An 18,258-nucleotide genomic window follows, 5' to 3' on the forward strand; every position below is an offset into this window, starting at 1 on the left:
GCGAGCAACAATGTTTATTCGGTGGCAACGATTTCGCCCGCGCCTAGTAGCTCGCAACTAGCAGCTCGTCGCTTTCTTTACCCGAGGATCCCCAATGCAAACCGTCCATTCCGTCTCCCAGGTCCGCGAGTATGTGCGCGGCTGGCACCAGAAAGGCCAGTCCGTGGGTTTCGTACCCACCATGGGCAACCTCCATGACGGCCATATCAGCTTGATCAAGGAGGCGCGGGCCCGTTGCGACGTGGTGGTGGTATCCATCTTCGTCAATCCGACCCAGTTTGGCCCCAACGAGGATTTTGATCGCTATCCGCGCACCCTGGACGCGGATGCCGCCGTTTTGGTGGACGCGGGCACCGACCTGCTATTCGCCCCCTCCGTAGACGAGATATATCCGCTGGGCCAGAACCACACCTGGGTGGACGTGGACGCCCTCGGCGAGCATCTGTGCGGCGCCAGCCGGGAAGGGCACTTCCGTGGCGTCACCACGGTGGTATCCAAGCTGTTCAACATCGTTCAGCCGGATGTCGCCGTGTTTGGCGAAAAGGATTTCCAACAACTGGCCATTCTCCGCCGCATGAGCGAAGAGCTGTTGTTCCCGATCAAAATCGTCGGCGCCCCCACTAGCCGGGAAAGTGACGGCCTGGCACGCAGTTCACGCAACGGCTTCCTCAATGAAAGTGAGCGCACACTTGCACCGCAACTCTACCAGGCACTGCAACAGCTGAAAGCCGATATCGAAGCCGGTGAGCTGGACTATCGGCGTCTGGAAAGCCGCTACCGCGACAGCCTCGACCAGGCCGGTTTCCAGGTGGATTACCTGACCGTAGCCAACGCCCGCAGCCTGGCCCCCGCCGGCGCCGACGACACCGATCTGGTGGTCGCTGTGGCCGCGAAACTGGGCAATACACGATTGATAGACAATGTCAGCCTGGCCGTTGTGCGTGACCGGTGATTCATGCATACTTCCGGCCCCTTGAAGCGCCTGCTTGGTGGTAACACCGTGTATCCGCAGGCTTCGGGTAGCGCAAGAGGTAACCAAGATGCAGTGCACCATGCTGAAAGCAAAACTCCATCAGGCTCGGGTGACCCACGCGGAGCTTGAGTACGAAGGCTCCTGTGCCATTGATGGTGACCTGATGGACATGGCAGGTATCCTGGAATACGAACAGATCCAGATCTATAACATCGATAACGGTGAGCGCTTTGAAACCTACGCCATTCGTGGCGAAGCTGGTTCCAAGATCATCTCCGTCAACGGTGCCGCTGCGCATAAAGCCCAGCCCGGCCACCGGGTGATTATCTGCGCCTACGCCAGCTATTCCAGCGCCGAACTGGTGAACTTCAAGCCCAGCCTGATCTATATGGCAGAAGGCAACGAAGTAAAGGGCACCAGCAACGCGATTCCGGTACAGGTTGCCTGATACCGAAATCCGAAAAGGAATTCCTGAAACGCCGGCTTTTGCCGGCGTTTTTTTATGCTCGATGCTACCTCCCTCCCCTACTCTCCGCCCCCGTAAGTGCGCCGCTTGAGGCGCGAATAAATCAGTTCGCGAGTAACGAGAAGCGAGTTTCGAAAGGCAAAATGTTTGCTCTTCGCTTCTCGTCACTTCGATGTTCGGCGCTCCTACAACCGTGCCCCCGCCATGCATTTGCGGTCGTTCACCGTTCTGTCCTTGGCCATTCACCAACACATTGTTTACTCTTGGAACCAACAAAACCGTTCCCCCTTCGACCATGGTTGAATAGCCAGCCAGGGAGCGTCACACAATAATCAAGGGAAAGCCGGGAGCCCCACGGGCGCTCCCCACTGGCAGTATCCCAAGGAGGCCCCGATGTCCAAGACCCACATTCATCCTGTTCCCGCAGACTTCAAAGCCCAGACCCTGATGGACCGCGACACCTACGAAAAATGGTACGCACAGTCCATCAATGACCCGGATACCTTCTGGGCCGACCGAGCCCGGGAATTTCTGGATTGGAAAACTCCCTGGGACACCGTCAGCGACTGGGATTTCAACGAGGGCCGTGCCACCTGGTTCCAGGGCGCCACCCTCAATGTCTGCTACAACTGCGTGGATCGCCACCTCCCCGAGCGTGCCAACCAGACTGCCATTATCTGGGAAGGCGACGAACCGGATCAGGACAAGCACATTTCCTACCAGCAACTGTTCGAGGAAGTGAGCAAGTTCGGTAACGTGCTGAAAAACCGTGGCGTCAAGAAAGGCGATCGCGTGGTTATCTACATGCCGATGATCCCGGAGGCTGCCTACGCCATGCTGGCCTGCGCGCGCATCGGCGCCATCCACTCGGTGGTGTTTGGCGGCTTCTCGCCGGAAGCCTTGAAAGACCGTATTCAGGATGCCGGCGCCTGTGCCGTCATTACTGCCGACGAAGGGGTCCGTGGCGGCAAGGCCATCCCCCTGAAGGTCAATGCAGACAAGGCCATGGCCAGTACCGATAGCGTGCATACCTGCCTGACGGTTCAACGTACCGGCGGTGATATCGACTGGCAGGCGGATCGGGATGTCTGGTACCACGAGGTCATGGCAGAAGCGTCCAGCGACTGCGAACCGGAATGGGTCGACGCGGAAGACCCGCTGTTCACCCTGTACACTTCCGGCTCCACCGGTAAACCCAAGGGTGTGGTACACACCACCGCCGGCTATCTGCTCAACACCGCACTGACCCATAAATATGTGTTCGACTACCACGAGGGCGACATCTACTGGTGCACCGCCGACGTGGGCTGGATCACCGGGCACAGCTACATTGTCTATGGGCCGCTGGCCAACGGCGCCACCACCCTGATGTTCGAAGGCGTGCCCACCTACCCGGATGCCTCACGCTGCTGGCAGGTGGTGGACAAGCACAAGGTCAACATCTTCTATACCGCCCCCACCGCCATCCGCGCCCTGATGGGCCTGGGCGATGAGCCGGTTACAAAGACCTCACGGGCCAGCCTGAAGCTGCTGGGCACCGTGGGCGAACCGATCAACCCGGAAGCCTGGGAGTGGTACTACAAGGTGGTGGGAGATTCCCGCTGCCCCATCGTCGATACCTGGTGGCAGACCGAAACCGGCGCCATCATGATTGCGCCGCTGCCGGGTGCCGTAGACCTGAAAGCCGGTTCCGCCACCTTGCCAATGTTCGGCGTACAGCCGGTACTGATGGACCCGGACGGCAACGAATTGGAAGGCGCCACCTCCGGCAACCTGGCCATCAAGGCCAGCTGGCCCAGCCAGATCCGGACCGTCTACGGCGATCACCAGCGTCTGATCGATACCTATTTCAGCGCCTACAAGGGCTACTACTTCACCGGTGACGGCGCCCGTCGTGACGAGGATGGTTACTACTGGATTACCGGTCGTGTGGACGACGTGCTGAACGTGTCCGGGCATCGCCTGGGCACCGCCGAAATCGAATCCGCCCTGGTGCTGCATACCAGCATTTCCGAAGCCGCCGTGGTGGGCTACCAGCACGGCGTGAAAGGCCAGGGGATCTATGCCTATGTCTCCCTGATGGCCGGCAAGGAAGGCAGCGACGAGCTGGTGCAGGAACTGCGCGACATGGTGACACAGGAAATCGGCCCCATCGCCAAGCCGGATCTGATCCACTTCGCCCCGGGCCTGCCCAAGACCCGCTCCGGCAAGATCATGCGCCGCATCCTGCGCAAGATCGCTGCCAACGAACTGGACAACCTGGGCGACACCTCCACCCTGGCGGACCCGGCAGTGGTGGATCAACTGATCGACACCCGGCTGAATCAGTAACGACAGCCGCCCCACCCTTCTCAAGCAACACTAAAAAGGCAGCCAGCCGGCTGCCTTTTTAGTGTTTATCTCCTGGAGATTTGCCCGCCACGCCGACATCCAAGTCTTCTCGCACGGTCAAGAAGGGCAATTTCTTACATATGCCGTCTCTTCTGGCCGACAGACATATTTCTGTAATAAGGCATTCTTGCGCACGCAATCAACATGTTGAAAACCAAGGAGAAAGCATGAAAAAGCTGTTAGCGCTTGCTGCCGTTTCCGGCACCCTGTTCCTCACCGGCTGCCAGACCCCCTACTCCCCGGGTCTGGTCTACAGCGACATGGCCGCCCCGGTAGACGTGCGTGACAACGCCGTTGCCTGCACCAAGGAAGGCACCGCCACCATGAAGAACTACCTGGGCTTCCTGGCCACCGGCGATGCTTCCACCGCCAAGGCCAAGCAGAATGCCGGTATCGCCCGTGTTGGCACCGTGGACGTGAAGTTCAAGAACATCCTCGGCCTGTACGGCGAAACCACCACCACCGTATGTGGCGACTAAGTCTGCCATTGCCGGCTAACCCCGGCATTCAGACACAAAAAAGGCCGGCAAATGCCGGCCTTTTTTGTGTCTGCTGCAGTTAATGAATCTGCACCAGATTATGACGGTAATGAGCGGGAATCTGGTCAATGGTCAGCAATGTTAGCTGATCTGCCAGATTCTCCGTTTTTTCTACCTGCTCCTGAGATTCCTCACCCTCAACCTCTTCAGCAACGGGCTCAGCAATGTCTTCTTTGGGTTGCTGCTTGAGTGCTACCCGGACGCTTTCATCCAGTTTCCACATAGAGCCCGTTGCAGGGTCAATAATCAATATCCCCAGCAATCCCCCAAACAAAATATTGCCCACATACCAGCCATCCATTCCTGCTCTAAGCGGGACACTTACCGGGTCATAACCCGTTTTTTCGAAAGTCACAGCGTAATGCGCTTTGGAAAAGAACCCATTGGATGCAGGTAGCGTGACAGTAGCCGGCGTCTCACCAGACATCATGTCATAGCCTTTTTTGGTATTGGTGATCGTATAACTCACCCCAGATGGCGTCGTCGTCAACGTCACCGGATAGGAAGAGTCAGACACAATCGATGCACAACCAGACATGCCCACGCCGCTGGCAAGGACCATCGCCCCCAGAATTTTTTTCATTTGTCGTCCCTTATTATCAAACGTCGTCCCAAAAAAAAGCCCGCCTGAAAAGGCGGGCTTGAATTGTAACTATCTTGTTACAAATTGAAAGCCAATCAGTCTTCCTTGGCTTCCTTCATGGACAGCTTGATACGGCCACGCTGATCCACGTCGAGTACTTTCACCTTGATCAGGTCGCCCTCGTTCACGTAGTCAGACACCTTCTCCACCCGCTCTTCAGCGATCTGGGAGATGTGCAGCAGACCTTCGGTACCGGGCATGATCGCCACGAACGCACCGAAATCCACCACCTTGGTGACCTTGCCTTCGTAGATGGCGCCCACTTCCGCTTCGGCGGTGATTTCTTCCACACGACGCACGGCTTCTTCCGCCTTTTCGCGGGTTTCACCGTAGATCTTAACGCTGCCATCGTCTTCCAGATCAATGGTACAGCCGGTTTCGTCGGTCAGCGCACGGATGGTGGCGCCGCCTTTACCGATCACGTCACGGATCTTGTCCGGGTTGATCTTCAGAGTCAGCAGGGTAGGCGCGTTGTCGGACACCTCGGTGCGAGACTCACCAATGGCCTTGGCCATTTCACCGAGGATATGGATACGGCCGGCATTGGCTTGCTCCAGCGCTTTCTCCATGATCTCTTCGGTGATGCCTTCAATCTTGATGTCCATCTGCAGGGCGGTTACGCCACGGGCAGTACCGGCCACCTTGAAGTCCATGTCGCCGAGGTGATCTTCGTCACCCAGAATATCGGACAGCACCGCATAGCGGCCGTCTTCTTCCTTCACCAGACCCAGGGCAATACCAGCCACCGGCGCGGTCAGAGGGACACCGGCGCCCATCAGCGCCATGGAGGTGCCACACACGGACGCCAGGGAGGAGGAACCGTTGGATTCGGTAATCTCGGATACCACACGGATGGAGTACGGGAACGCCTTCTCGTCAGGAACCACCGCTTCCAAACCACGACGGGCCAGACGGCCGTGGCCGATCTCGCGACGCTTGGGAGAGCCGATCATGCCGGTTTCGCCCACACAGTAGGGAGGAAAGTTGTACTGCAGCATGAAGTGATCCTGGCGGGACCCTTCCAGCGCGTCGATGAACTGGGCATCGCGCATACCGCCCAGGGTGGCGGTAACGATGGCCTGGGTTTCACCACGGGTGAACAGGGCGGAACCGTGAGTCTTGGCCAGTACGCCCACTTCACACTCAATGGCACGAACCGCATCAAGGGCACGACCGTCGATACGCGGCTTACCGGACACTACCGCTTCACGAACCACGGATTTCTCGACCTTGCCGAACAGCTCTTTCACTTCGCCCGCTTCCGGAGCGCCTTCTTCGCCGGTGGCAAAAGCTTCCACACAGGCATCACGCAACTCACCGACCTTGGCGTAACGCGCCATTTTCTCGGTGATGGTGTAGGCCTCGCCCAGCGCGCCTTCAAATTTTTCCTTGATGGCGTTTTTCAGCTCGGTGTTCTCGGCAGGTGCCTGCCAGTCCCAGGTGGGGGTGCCCACTTCGGCAGCAAATTCCTTGATACCCTGGATAACAGGCTGCATTTCCATGTGACCGAACAGGACAGCGCCCAGCATCTGGTCTTCGGACAGTTCTTTGGCTTCGGATTCCACCATCAGTACCGCAGGCTCGGTACCGGCAACCACCAGGTCCAGCGCGGATTCTTCCAGTTCACTGCGGCTCGGGTTGAGGATGTACATGCCATCCTTGAAACCCACCCGGGCAGCACCAATGGGACCGTTGAAAGGAATGCCGGAAATGGACAGGGCAGCGGAGGTGCCGATCAGGGCAGCGATATCCGGATCCTGATTTTTGTCGGCAGACATGACCGTAGCGACTACCTGCACTTCATTCATGAAACCCTTGGGAAACAGCGGGCGAATGGGGCGGTCGATCAGGCGACAGGTCAGGGTTTCTTTCTCGCTGGGGCGACCTTCACGCTTGAAAAAGCCACCGGGGATACGGCCGGCTGCGTAGGTCTTTTCCTGATAGTTAACGGTCAGGGGGAAAAAGGGTTTGTTGGGATCCGCTTCTTTCTTGCCTACCACGGTAACCAGCACTTCGGTGTTACCGATACGAACCATGACAGCAGCGGTGGCCTGACGGGCGATCTGCCCGGTTTCCAGGGTTACCGTGTCACGGCCGAACTGAATCTGTTTAGTGATTTTATTGAACATATCTCGTCTCTTCTCTCTTCACGACAATCTTCGAGGCCCATGCCTCTGATAACAATTCATCTTTTGCCCGGGCATCATAGCCCGCCAGGGCGCCTGGCCCAACCGTAAATTGGCCGAGTGACACAGGCTGTGTCCCTTGCTAACAGGACTCCGGGCGCGATCTGCAGCCACATTTTCCACAGGCCAGAAACAACAGAAGCCCGGCGACTGCCGAGCTTCTGTTGTGGTTACCCGATCTGCGGTCTTTTAGCGACGCAGACCCAGCTTCTCGATCAGCTGCAGGTAACGGGTGCGGTCTTTCTTGGCCAGGTAATCCAGCAGCTTACGACGCTGGTTTACCATGCGGATCAGGCCGCGACGGCTGTGGTGATCCTTCTTGTGACCCTTGAAGTGGTCCTGCAGGCCATTGATGTTGGCGCTCAGCAGGGCAACCTGCACTTCCGGGGACCCGGTATCGCCTTCTTTCTGGCCGTGCTCTTTCAGGATTTCCGCTTTCTGTTCAGTGGTTAACGCCATGATATTTCTCCAATATGCACTATGAAAAGACGCGGTCAGCCATGCATATTTATAGCTGCCGTCGTTTATCCGGGTCTTAGCAGGCTGCTAGCCCGATACCAGTCGACGGGGGGCAATCCGCCCATCTTCCAGCACTTCACCAACACCCAGAAATTCCTCACTGGATGCCTGGTAAATACTTACCCAACCGTCCGCAGGACGGTCTGAGCTCATCACTGGCTGACCCTGCTGCAGGTAATAGGCAGCGTTGTCACCCAGCGCAATGCGCGGCCAGTCTGCCACGCTGGTAGATAAAGGCAAGAGCAGCTCGTCGATTGCCTCGAAGCCGCCGGTTTCCTTGATCTTGCCCAGTTGTTCCAGGGTCAGCATGCGCTCCGCCGGGTAGGGGCCAGCAGACAAACGGCGCAGGGCGGTCACATGGCCACCACAACCCAGCTTCTCACCGGTATCTTCCACCAGCGAACGCACATAGGTGCCTTTGGAACAATCCACTTCGAATTCCAGCTCATCGCCTTCGATACGCAGAATGCGAAGATCATAAATGGTTACCGGGCGCGGTTGACGCTCCACGGTCTTGCCTTCCCGGGCCAGCTTGTAGAGCGGCACCCCCTGGTGCTTGATCGCCGAATACATGCTTGGCACCTGCTCGATATCCCCTTTGAAGGACATCAAGGCGTCTTCAATCTGTGCCGGGCTGGCCGTCACCGCCGTGGTGCTGACCACGTCACCGTCCGCATCGCCGGTTTCGGTGGTCACCCCCAACTTGGCGGTGACCCGGTAGCTCTTGTCCGATTCCAGCAAGAACTGGCTGAATTTGGTGGCCTCACCAAAACAGATCGGCAACATGCCGGTGGCCAACGGATCCAGGCTGCCGGTGTGGCCGGCCTTGGCCGCCGCAAACATTTTCTTGACCATCTGCAGGGCGCCATTACTACTGACACCACCGACTTTATCCAACAACAGGATGCCGTTGACGTTACGGCCACGAGGACGACGTTTTGCCACCTGACAGCTCCGCTACACTAATCGTTTTCGGTTTCGTCGTTGTCCGGACGCAATTCCCGGTCTTCAGCGCGGGCGTCATCAATCAGCTGTGACAGATGTGCTGCCCGTTCCGGGGTCATGTCGTAATGGAAACGCAATTTGGGGGTGGTGCGGGTGTTGAGGCTCTGAGCCAGGCTGCTGCGCAGGAAGCCACTGGCTTTTACCAGCACTTCCTCCGCCTCGGCGCCTTCTTCTTCGCCTTTGCCAAGTAACGTGAAGTACACGTCGGCAAAGGACAGGTCCCGGGACACCGTTACATCCTGAATGGTGGCCAGATTCACCCGCGGGTCTTTCATTTCGAACTGCAGTAACCGCGACAGCTCGCGCTGTATCTGATCGGCAATCCGGTCGGTACGGTTAAAGCCCTGCGGGCGACGATGACGGCTCATGGCTAACGGGGCACGCTCCTTACAGGAAGCGCGCCACCTCCTTCACTTCGAAGACTTCGATCTTGTCGCCGGCTTTCACGTCGTTGTAGCTCTTCACGGCGATACCACACTCCATGCCGTTTCGTACTTCCTGGACATCGTCCTTGAAGCGACGCAGCGATTCGAGCTCGCCTTCGAAGACCACTACATCGTCGCGCAACACGCGGATCGGACGATTGCGGTACAAAGTACCCTCGATGACCATACAGCCGGCCACGGCACCGAACTTGGAAGAACGGAACACGTCGCGCACCTGGGCAGTACCAAGGATCTCTTCGCGCTTCTCCGGCGCCAGCAGACCACTCATGGCCGACTTGACGTCGTCGATCAGTTCGTAGATCACGCTGTAGTAGCGCAGATCCAGGCCTTCCTGCTCGCACAGTTTCTTGGCCTTGGAATCAGCCCGGACGTTGAAGCCCAGCAGCACGCCTTCACTGGTCATGGCCAGATTGACGTCGGATTCGTTGATCGCACCCACGCCCGCAGATACCAGGTTGACCTTCACTTCGTCGGTGCCCAGATCATGCAGGGCGCCAGTGAGCGCTTCCAGGGAGCCGCGCACATCGGTCTTGAGGACGATGTTGACGGTCTTGGTTTCTGCGCTGCCCATGTTCTCAAACAGGTTCTCCAGTTTGGAGGCCTGCTGACGCTTGAGCTTCAGGTCGCGATCACGCTCCTGACGGAATTCAGCCACTTCACGGGCCTTCTTCTCGTCGGGTACCACCTGCACCTGTTCACCGGCTTCCGGCGCACCATCCAGACCCAGTACTTCCACCGGGATGGAAGGACCGGCGGTTTTGATGGGCTTGCCGTTCTCGTCGACCATGGCTCGTACGCGGCCGAAGTGAGCGCCAGCCAGCAGCATGTCACCGATATTCAACTGACCCGCCTGGATCAGAATGGAAGCGACGGTACCGCGACCTTTTTCAATACGCGATTCAATCACTACGCCAGTGGCAGAGCCCGTGGACGGTGCTTTCAGTTCCAGCAGCTCGGACTGCAGCAGGATGGCATCAAGCAGATCATCGACACCCTGCCCGGAATGGGCAGACACGTTGATGAACTGGTATTCACCGCCCCACTCTTCCGGGATCACATCTTTGGTGGCCAGCTCGTTGCGCACCCGATCCGGGTCCGCCTGCTCTTTATCAATCTTGTTCACGGCGATGATGATCGGTGCACCGGACGCCTTGGCGTGGTCGATTGCCTCGGCGGTTTGCGGCATCACACCATCGTCAGCAGCAACCACGATCACCACAATATCGGTAGCCTTGGCACCACGAGCACGCATGGCCGTAAAGGCGGCGTGGCCCGGAGTATCCAGGAAGGTGATCATGCCCTTCTCGTGCTCTACATGGTAGGCACCGATATGCTGGGTAATACCACCGGCTTCGCCATCGGCAACCTTGGCCTTGCGGATGTAATCCAGCAGGGAGGTCTTACCGTGATCCACGTGGCCCATAATGGTCACCACTGGAGCGCGATCATTAAGATCCCCCTCATCACGGTTAACAACCATACCGGCCAGGTGATCTTCAAGGACTTCTTCCTGCCCTTTGCTGGCAACGGGCTTGTGGCCCATTTCTTCTACCAGAAGGAATGCGGTCTCTTGATCAATAAACTGATTGACCGTCGCCATTTCACCCATCTTCATCATGGCCTTGATCAATTGCTTGGCCTTGATGTTCATGCGCTGGGCCAGATCGCCCACGGTAATGGTTTCAGGTACTTCGACTTCGTAGATTTTCTTCTCCGTCGGGGTTTTAAAGCCGTGCAGCTTGCTCATGGAGCTCTTCATCTGACCGTGAGCCACGCCAGCTGATTTCGGCTTGCGACGACGACGACGAGATTGACGCTCTTCACGCTGATAGCTGGCTTCCTGCGCGGCAACAACAATGGAAGACCCTTTGTCTTCCTCTTCTTCAGGCTTTTTCTCTTCCTGATCGCCACGTTTTTCCAGCTCCGCCGCGATACGTGCCGCTTCTTCAGCGGTACGGCGGGCAGCTTCCTCTTCCGCTTTCTTGCGGGTTTCGGCTTCCTGTTTGCGCTTGGCTTCATCGGCTTCACGCTGCTTGCGTTCGGCTTCTTCGCGCTTGGCTTTTTCTTCCGCCGTTTCTGCCTTGGCAGGCTTTTTGGCGGCCGCAGTCTTCGGCACGGAGACACGCTTGGTCTTTTCTTCCGCCGCCTTTTCGCCGGCAGCCTTACGCTCGGCTTCCGCACGGACCTTGGCGTCTTCTTCTTTCTTGCTGGCCGCTTCTTCCGCCTGACGCTTGGCCACTTCTTCGGCCTGGCGTTTCTCTTCTTCCGCCAGACGAGCAGCCTCTTCAGCCGCCTTGCGTTCGGCTTCTTCGCGTTCTTGCTCCTCAAGCGTCTCGCGCTTCACGTAGGTGCGTTTCTTGCGCACTTCCACGTTGACGGTCTTGGATTTGCCCGCCGCACCGGTAGTCTTGATGGTGCTGGTGGACTTGCGCTTGAGGGTAATCTTTTTGGCTTCGGTATCCGCGGCACCATGGGACTTGCGCAGATGAGCCAGCAGCTGCTGCTTCTGCTCATCGGAGACCACTTCGCTGGCATCGCCATGGGGCAACCCGGCGTCTTTCATCTGCGTAAGCAGTTTCTCGACGGGGGTCCCTACGATGTCGGCCAGTTTCTTTACGGTCGTTTCTGCCATGTCAGCAACACTCTCCTGTCCGTCTCTAGCAGGCTATTGAAAATAGCCTGGGCCATTGCCCTTGGGGCTAATGACCGCACTGCCCGGCACATTCCGGTCAGCGCATTGTGTGCTTATCTTTGCGGACCGTACCGCGAAGATAGCTTGAAAAGCACCTTGTGGCCTTTTCAACACCCTGCTGTTGGTGCCCGCGTCTAATCCGCCAGAACTAAAGGCTGTCAGGCTCAGGCTTCGCCTTCATCGGCGAACCAGGGAGCCCGGGCTGTCATGATCAACTCGGCGGCACGCTCTTCGCTCATGCCGCTGATTTCCATCAGATCATCCACCGCCTGTTCGGCCAGGTCTTCCATGGTGGCAATACCACGGGACGCCAGCTCCACCGCCAGGTCACGATCCATGCCGTCCATGTTGAGAAGATCTTCAGCAGGCTCGGCCAGTTCAAATCTCTCTTCGGATACCAGTGCTTTGGTCAGCAGGACATCCTTGGCACGCTGACGCAGTGCTTCGACAATATCTTCATCGAAACCGTCGATAGCGAGCATCTCTTCTTCAGGCACATAGGCCACTTCTTCCAGGGTGGTAAAGCCTTCATCCACCAGAATGCCGGCCACATCCTCATCCACGTCCAGCTCTTTCATGAACGTTTCCAGGGCCTGGGCGGCTTCCTCTTCCTGCTTGTTCTGGGCATCGTCAAGGGTCATGACGTTGAGTTCCCAGCCAGTCAGCTCAGAGGCCAGACGGATATTCTGACCACTGCGGCCAATGGCCTGGGCCAGGGCGGATTCGTCTTCCACCGCAATATCCATGGAATGGCTTTCTTCATCCATTACGATGGAAGCCACTTCCGCCGGCTGCATGGCATTGATCACCAGTTGCGCCGGATTGTCGTCCCACAGGACGATATCAATACGTTCACCGGCCAGCTCGTTGGAGACGGCCTGGACGCGAGCACCGCGCATACCAACACAAGCGCCCACCGGATCAATACGCTGGTCGTTGCTTTTCACGGCAATCTTGGCGCGCGAGCCGGGATCACGGGCTGCGCCCTTGATTTCGATCAGCTCTTCACCGATTTCCGGCACTTCAATCTTGAACAGCTCAACCAGCATGTCCGGGCAGGCACGGCTGGCAAACAGCTGTGGTCCACGATTTTCTTCGTTCACGCCCAGCAAGTAAGCGCGAATCCGATCATTCTGACGCACCGCTTCACGGGGAATCATGTGCTCACGAGTGATCAACGCTTCCGCATTGCCGCCCAGATCCAGCACGATGGAATCCCGGCTGGCTTTCTTGACGATGCCGCTGATCAGTTCACCAATACGATCACGATATTCTTCGATGATCTGGCGACGCTCGGCTTCGCGCACTTTCTGCACGATAACCTGCTTGGCAGTCTGCGCACCGATACGACCGAAGGCTTCGGATTCGATTTCCTCTTCCCAGGTATCGCCGATCTGCAGCGACGTATCCTGCTCATGGGCTTCATCGAGGGTCAGCTGCTTACCGAATTCGTAAAGCTCTTCATCGGGCACCACGTGCCATACGCGGAAGGTGCGAGAATCGCCGGATACCCGGTCGATATCCACGCGGATTTCCACGTCTTCTTCCTTAAAGCGTTTTTTGGTAGCGGCCGCCAGAGCAAGCTCGATGGCCTCGAAAATCACGTCACGGCTGACGCCTTTTTCGTTTGATACGGTTTCCGCTACCAGCAGGATCTCTTTGTTCATGGCCAGGCCTTTACAAAGACAAAGTTCTTCAGGGCGTGCTCAGTCGAAGCGAGGCTGCAACCGGGCACGATCTACCTGACTATAAGGAATACGCAGGGTGTCGCCATCAAGCTCCACCACCAGCGTTTCGCCATCCACGGCCACAATGGCCGCCGTCATTTTACGCTTGCCAGACACCGGCGCCAGCAACTTCAGCTGAACGTCTTCACCGATGTAGTCGGCATACTGCGCAATATCAAACATGGGTCGATCCATGCCCGGGGAGGACACTTCCAGGTTATATTCGCCGGGAATTGGATCTTCCACATCCAGCACGCCGCTGACTTCGTGACTCACCGCCGCGCAATTATCTACCGAAATACCGTCTTCATGGTCGATATACACACGCAAAACAGCCCCGCGCCCCTGGATATGTTCAATACCCCAAAGCACGAAGCCCAAGTCTTCAACGACCGGAGCCAGCAGCTCCGTTAATTGTTCTACGCGTTTCGACATGTCCTTTCCGACAGTACAAACAAAAAATGGGCCTGGGGACATTACAGTGACTGCAAGGAAGCCATGCAATCGACCGCACATCCACCGCCCATTCCACTGCTGCGGATAACAAAAGGCCCCTGCTAGAGGGGCCTTTTGTCCGCTTTGAACCAGCCTTGGCTGATTCCTCTAAGTGGTAGCGGGGGCAGGATTTGAACCTACGACCTTCGGGTTATGAGCCCGACGAGCTACCAGACTGCTCCACCCCGCAATAAACCGTTGAACCTTCAGCGCCCCTCGGCACTCGATTTACATTCTGGTGAGTGTAAATCCTTTCGGTTCCAGCCGGTTGAATCTTGTTGATTCAAGCGTTCAACCCGCCTCAAATATCGAGCGCAAATAGTACTTAGAGGCGCTCACTCTGTCAAGGCAATCACGAAAAAAACATTTATTTTTCGCTGCCTTAGCACGACCGGGAGCAAACTCCAGACCATGCCCGCAAACACCACGGCATTTGCCCTGCCGGACCTGACTTCTACCGCTCGTCGCCGCAGAAATCAACCGGAGGCCGGCACAAAAAACCACGTTGCACCATGCCATGGAGCGATGACACTTCCACCGCGCCCGGCCAGGACAGCTAGCACCACCAGACCGGGTTACACCGAGATCCGCCAGCGGATCTCATTTCCAAATTGGTGCCGAAGGCCGGACTTGAACCGGCACGAGCGAAGCTCACTACCCCCTCAAGATAGCGTGTCTACCAATTCCACCACTTCGGCAAAGAACGCTTTCGTTACTGCTCCGACTGAGGCACTTCAGCCGGGGCCGGGGATTCTACCCCAGCTTGCGGCACATCTGAAACCTCTTTTTGTGCCGGAGCATCATCGGATGCAACCGGCACTTCAGACAGGGTCGCCGGCACGTCGGAATCCGCCGGAGCAGCCGGCACATCATCTTCCTGCTGCTCGAGGGTTTCCAGTTCCGGCAGGTAGCTGCGCACACCTTCAGCTTCCTGACGCGCCATCCAGGCCAGTCCCATGCTGGTGATGAAGAACACCACCGCCAGCATCGCCGTGGCGCGAGTCAGAAAGTTCGCCGACCCGGCACTGCCAAAGACAGTCTGGGAACCGCCGCCACCAAAAGAGGCGCCGGCATCCGCGCCTTTACCGTGCTGAATCAGCACCAGCCCGATCAGACCAAGGGCCGCCAGCACATGCACTACATGAACAACAATATCCATAATGACTCTATTATTCCGCCGCCTGACAGATAGCAATAAAACTGTCGGCTGTTAACGATGCCCCGCCTATCAGACCCCCATCGATGTCTGACTGGGCAAACAGAAGGGCGGCATTATCCGCCTTTACACTGCCGCCGTAAAGCAAGCACAGCGATTCAGCGATATCCTTATCGTTTTGGGCCAGTGACTCCCGCAAAGAAGCATGAACTTCCTGGGCCTGCTCCGGGCTGGCCGTTCTGCCAGTACCGATGGCCCACACTGGCTCGTAGGCCACCACGGCGCGACTGAAAGCGGCAATACCCACCGCATCCACTACCGCCTGCAACTGCCCGCAGACCACGGCTTCCGTGTTACCCGCCTCACGCTCCTCCAGGGTTTCGCCAACGCACAGGATCGGAACCAGGCCTGCGGCCTGGGCGCGGGAAAACTTCTCGGCGATTACCGTATCAGTTTCCCCGTACAGCGCACGACGCTCAGAGTGGCCGATAATCACGTGACCACAGCCCACCTCGGCGAGCATGGGCGCAGACACTTCCCCGGTAAAGGCGCCATCCTCCTGATCACTCAAATTCTGGCCACCCACCCCAATAGCCGCCGGCAACGCGGATCTGGCCGCAGCCAGGTAGGGATAGGGCGGGCAAACGACCACCTTCGCCGCACCGTCATAGCCGGCCAGGGCCTCTGCCATTTCGGCAAGCAGACCCTCGCGCCCGTTCATTTTCCAGTTACCGGCAACCAGCGGCGTTCTTGATTTCATTTGTTATTCCTTGAAGATAAAAATGCCTGGCGGCGGCGCCCCTTACTAAGCGCCCGCCGTCAGGTATTCAGCGTTATTATGCAATCGCTTTTTCCACCACATCCGCCAGATCACGGCACAGGCTGGCCACCTGATCCGCATCCTTGCCCTCGATCATCACCCGCACCAGCGGCTCGGTACCGGAGGGGCGCAGCAGAATCCGGCCATTGCCGGCAAGTTTCGTTTCCACTTCCGCCATGGCAGCTTTTACCTCGGCCTTGTCCATAAAGCCATCACGGTTGGAACCGCGCACATTGATCATGGTCTGCGGCAACAAGGCCACATCCGCCACAGCATCCGCCAGACTCTGGTCGCGGCGGGACAACGCCGCCAGCACCTGCAGAGCAGAAACCGTACCATCGCCAGTGGAGGTGCAATCCAGACAGACCAGATGGCCGGAGGATTCGCCGCCGATTAACCAGCCACGTTGATCGAGCTGCTCCATCACGTAGCGGTCGCCCACCTTGGCACGTACGAACTCGATACCCTGCGCCTGCAGTGCCAGCTCAAGACCGAAGTTGGACATCAAGGTACCAACCACGCCGGGCATGTCCGCCCCGCTTTCCTTGCGATCCCGGGCCACCACGAACAGTAGCTGATCACCGTCGACCAGCTTGCCAGTGTGATCGACCATGATCAGCCGGTCCGCATCACCGTCCAGGGCCACACCCAGGTCGGCCTTTTCATCCAGCACACGCTGCTGCAGCTTTTCCGGGTGAGTGGAACCACAATCGCGGTTGATATTGAAACCGTCCGGGGTATTGGCCATGGCCACCACTTCGGCACCCAGCTCCTCGAACACATCCGGGGCAATGTGATACGCCGCGCCGTTGGCGGTATCGACCACGATCTTCATACCACTCAGATTCAGGCCCGGCACCGTGCTTTTGCAAAACTCGATATAACGGCCACGGGCATCATCGATGCGGCGTACCTTGCCGATCTGGTCGGTGGCGACCACCGACATGTCTTCATCCAGCAGACGTTCGATTTCCAGCTCAATCTCATCATTGAGCTTGCGCCCATCCGCCCCGAAAAATTTGATGCCATTATCGGTATAGGCATTATGGGAAGCGGAAATGACAATGCCGGCCTGAGCCGACAGGGTGCGCGTCAGGTAGGCGATGCCCGGCGTTGGCAGAGGACCAAGCAGGCGCACATCAACACCGGCGGCAGAAATACCGGCCTCAAGCGCCGACTCAAACATGTACCCGGAGATACGGGTGTCCTTGCCGATCAGAATCTTGCTGCCACCATGGGCTGCAAGCACCTTGCCGGCCGCCCAACCCAACTTGAGCACGAAATCCGGGGTAATGGGGAACTCCCCCACTGTGCCTCGCACGCCATCCGTCCCGAAATACTTACGCGCCATGACTACTCCTTGTGCGGTTATTTTATACGATGATCGTCGCCGGCTTGCCTCACGGCGTGGGCGAAACGCACCACGTCCACGGTTTCCTTCACATCATGGGCACGGACAATCGCTGCCCCACGCTCAACACACATGGCAGCCGCCGCCAGACTGGCCGGCAATCGCTCGCTCACTTCTCGGCCCAGCAGTTTGCCAAACAGGGACTTGCGCGAAATACCAATCAGTACCGGCAACGCCAGCTCCTGCAGAGCGGCCATTTCATTCATCAGGGTAAGATTGTGCGCTACGGTCTTGGCAAAGCCAAAGCCCGGGTCAACCAGCAATCGCTCACGGGCGATGCCCACCTGTTCACAGGCAGCGATGCGCTGACGCAGAAAATCGATCACTTCGGCGGTAACATCCCGGTACCGGGGATCATCCTGCATGTTGCCGGGCTCACCCAGCATGTGCATCAGACACACCGGCAATTCGCTGGCGGCTGCCGCCTCGAGTGCGCCGGGGCGGCGCAGGGCGCGCACATCATTGATCATGCCGGCACCGGCAACAGCAGCGTCACGAATCACTGCCGCCGTACTGGTATCCACGGACACCAGAGCGTCGAGCTCACCAGTCAGCGCCTCCACCACCGGGACCACCCGGTCCAGCTCCTGCTGCTCGGAGACCGGAGCTGCACCGGGGCGGGTGGATTCGCCACCCACATCAATGATGGCCGCCCCGTCCGCCAGCATCTGCTCGGCCTGGCGCAGGGCGGCATCCCGCTCGGTAAAGCGGCCACCATCGGAAAAGGAATCAGGGGTTACGTTGAGTATCCCCATAACGACAGGCGCGGACAGGTTTAGTGTCCGCGCC

16 protein-coding genes and 2 tRNA genes are annotated in these 18,258 nt (G+C 58.0%); 4 read left to right on the forward strand and 14 right to left on the reverse strand.

Translation table 11 applies throughout. The annotated features are described in order from the left end of the window. Nucleotides 1-94 precede the first annotated feature (94 nt). The 4 genes from panC to ACFE0K_RS16135 all read left to right on the forward strand — a co-directional run bounded on the left by panC (nt 95) and on the right by ACFE0K_RS16135 (nt 4,309). Nucleotides 95-952, forward strand: coding sequence for a pantoate--beta-alanine ligase (gene panC, locus ACFE0K_RS16120; protein WP_434537041.1), 858 nt, complete (start codon nt 95-97; stop codon nt 950-952). An 88-nt stretch (nt 953-1,040) separates the two neighbouring features. Continuing rightward, the gene (gene panD / locus ACFE0K_RS16125) at nt 1,041-1,421 is read left to right on the forward strand and encodes an aspartate 1-decarboxylase (protein WP_035248421.1); all 381 of its coding nucleotides are present in this window, start codon (nt 1,041-1,043) and stop codon (nt 1,419-1,421) included. Nucleotides 1,422-1,832: 411 nt separating this feature from the next. After that, complete coding sequence (gene acs, locus ACFE0K_RS16130; RefSeq protein WP_434537042.1) at nt 1,833-3,770, forward strand: acetate--CoA ligase; 1,938 nt, start codon at nt 1,833-1,835, stop codon at nt 3,768-3,770. A 227-nt stretch (nt 3,771-3,997) separates the two neighbouring features. After that, nucleotides 3,998-4,309 carry a TRL domain-containing protein gene (locus tag ACFE0K_RS16135; protein WP_434537043.1) on the forward strand — a complete coding sequence of 104 codons (312 nt, stop codon included), beginning with the start codon at nt 3,998-4,000 and terminating at the stop codon, nt 4,307-4,309. A 79-nt stretch (nt 4,310-4,388) separates the two neighbouring features. Here ACFE0K_RS16135 and ACFE0K_RS16140 read toward each other — a convergent pair whose 3' ends face one another. From ACFE0K_RS16140 to folP, 14 genes are all read right to left on the reverse strand, one after another. Then, nucleotides 4,389-4,952 (reverse strand): hypothetical protein, encoded by a 564-nt coding sequence (locus tag ACFE0K_RS16140; protein WP_434537044.1) that lies wholly within the window; start codon nt 4,950-4,952, stop codon nt 4,389-4,391. 95 nt (nt 4,953-5,047) lie between these two features. Beyond that, the gene (gene pnp / locus ACFE0K_RS16145) at nt 5,048-7,141 is read right to left on the reverse strand and encodes a polyribonucleotide nucleotidyltransferase (protein ID WP_434537045.1); all 2,094 of its coding nucleotides are present in this window, start codon (nt 7,139-7,141) and stop codon (nt 5,048-5,050) included. Nucleotides 7,142-7,387: 246 nt separating this feature from the next. After that, nucleotides 7,388-7,657, reverse strand: coding sequence for a 30S ribosomal protein S15 (gene rpsO, locus ACFE0K_RS16150; protein WP_035248417.1), 270 nt, complete (start codon nt 7,655-7,657; stop codon nt 7,388-7,390). Between the two features lie 87 nt (nt 7,658-7,744). Further along, nucleotides 7,745-8,662: a tRNA pseudouridine(55) synthase TruB gene (gene truB / locus ACFE0K_RS16155; RefSeq protein ID WP_434537046.1), complete on the reverse strand. Its 918-nt coding sequence runs from the start codon at nt 8,660-8,662 to the stop codon at nt 7,745-7,747. A 17-nt stretch (nt 8,663-8,679) separates the two neighbouring features. After that, nucleotides 8,680-9,090, reverse strand: a complete 411-nt coding sequence (gene rbfA / locus ACFE0K_RS16160) for a 30S ribosome-binding factor RbfA (RefSeq protein ID WP_290509610.1) — start codon at nt 9,088-9,090, stop codon at nt 8,680-8,682. A 19-nt stretch (nt 9,091-9,109) separates the two neighbouring features. Then, nucleotides 9,110-11,800: a translation initiation factor IF-2 gene (infB, locus tag ACFE0K_RS16165; protein WP_434537047.1), complete on the reverse strand. Its 2,691-nt coding sequence runs from the start codon at nt 11,798-11,800 to the stop codon at nt 9,110-9,112. A 224-nt stretch (nt 11,801-12,024) separates the two neighbouring features. Beyond that, the gene (gene nusA, locus ACFE0K_RS16170; RefSeq protein WP_434537048.1) at nt 12,025-13,527 is read right to left on the reverse strand and encodes a transcription termination factor NusA; all 1,503 of its coding nucleotides are present in this window, start codon (nt 13,525-13,527) and stop codon (nt 12,025-12,027) included. 39 nt (nt 13,528-13,566) lie between these two features. After that, nucleotides 13,567-14,022: a ribosome maturation factor RimP gene (gene rimP / locus ACFE0K_RS16175; protein WP_035248411.1), complete on the reverse strand. Its 456-nt coding sequence runs from the start codon at nt 14,020-14,022 to the stop codon at nt 13,567-13,569. Between the two features lie 173 nt (nt 14,023-14,195). Next, a tRNA-Met gene (locus ACFE0K_RS16180) sits at nt 14,196-14,272 on the reverse strand. A 422-nt stretch (nt 14,273-14,694) separates the two neighbouring features. After that, nucleotides 14,695-14,780 (reverse strand) — tRNA-Leu (locus tag ACFE0K_RS16185). Between the two features lie 14 nt (nt 14,781-14,794). Continuing rightward, nucleotides 14,795-15,241: a preprotein translocase subunit SecG gene (gene secG / locus ACFE0K_RS16190; RefSeq protein WP_434537049.1), complete on the reverse strand. Its 447-nt coding sequence runs from the start codon at nt 15,239-15,241 to the stop codon at nt 14,795-14,797. 10 nt (nt 15,242-15,251) lie between these two features. Continuing rightward, entirely contained in the window at nt 15,252-15,998 is a 747-nt protein-coding gene (gene tpiA, locus ACFE0K_RS16195) for a triose-phosphate isomerase (RefSeq protein WP_434537050.1), read from the reverse strand. A gap of 76 nt (nt 15,999-16,074) precedes the next feature. Continuing rightward, a complete protein-coding gene (glmM, locus tag ACFE0K_RS16200; RefSeq protein ID WP_434537051.1) occupies nt 16,075-17,409 on the reverse strand; it encodes a phosphoglucosamine mutase in 1,335 nt (444 codons plus the stop codon). Between the two features lie 17 nt (nt 17,410-17,426). Continuing rightward, nucleotides 17,427-18,258: dihydropteroate synthase (gene folP, locus ACFE0K_RS16205; RefSeq protein ID WP_434537052.1), on the reverse strand; the 832-nt coding region annotated here is incomplete at its 5' end.

This window comes from Alcanivorax sp., assembly GCF_051117345.1.
Classification (GTDB): domain Bacteria; phylum Pseudomonadota; class Gammaproteobacteria; order Pseudomonadales; family Alcanivoracaceae; genus Alcanivorax.

Coding starts and splice junctions, on each gene's coding strand:
- secG (WP_434537049.1), bottom strand. CDS start 15,241: ATGGATATTGTTGTTCATGTAGTGCATGTGCTGGCGGCCCTTGGTCTG.
- rpsO (WP_035248417.1), bottom strand. CDS start 7,657: ATGGCGTTAACCACTGAACAGAAAGCGGAAATCCTGAAAGAGCACGGC.
- pnp (WP_434537045.1), bottom strand. CDS start 7,141: ATGTTCAATAAAATCACTAAACAGATTCAGTTCGGCCGTGACACGGTA.
- infB (WP_434537047.1), bottom strand. CDS start 11,800: ATGGCAGAAACGACCGTAAAGAAACTGGCCGACATCGTAGGGACCCCC.
- glmM (WP_434537051.1), bottom strand. CDS start 17,409: ATGGCGCGTAAGTATTTCGGGACGGATGGCGTGCGAGGCACAGTGGGG.
- acs (WP_434537042.1), top strand. CDS start 1,833: ATGTCCAAGACCCACATTCATCCTGTTCCCGCAGACTTCAAAGCCCAG.
- panC (WP_434537041.1), top strand. CDS start 95: ATGCAAACCGTCCATTCCGTCTCCCAGGTCCGCGAGTATGTGCGCGGC.
- nusA (WP_434537048.1), bottom strand. CDS start 13,527: ATGAACAAAGAGATCCTGCTGGTAGCGGAAACCGTATCAAACGAAAAA.
- rimP (WP_035248411.1), bottom strand. CDS start 14,022: ATGTCGAAACGCGTAGAACAATTAACGGAGCTGCTGGCTCCGGTCGTT.
- panD (WP_035248421.1), top strand. CDS start 1,041: ATGCAGTGCACCATGCTGAAAGCAAAACTCCATCAGGCTCGGGTGACC.
- ACFE0K_RS16140 (WP_434537044.1), bottom strand. CDS start 4,952: ATGAAAAAAATTCTGGGGGCGATGGTCCTTGCCAGCGGCGTGGGCATG.
- tpiA (WP_434537050.1), bottom strand. CDS start 15,998: ATGAAATCAAGAACGCCGCTGGTTGCCGGTAACTGGAAAATGAACGGG.
- rbfA (WP_290509610.1), bottom strand. CDS start 9,090: ATGAGCCGTCATCGTCGCCCGCAGGGCTTTAACCGTACCGACCGGATT.
- ACFE0K_RS16135 (WP_434537043.1), top strand. CDS start 3,998: ATGAAAAAGCTGTTAGCGCTTGCTGCCGTTTCCGGCACCCTGTTCCTC.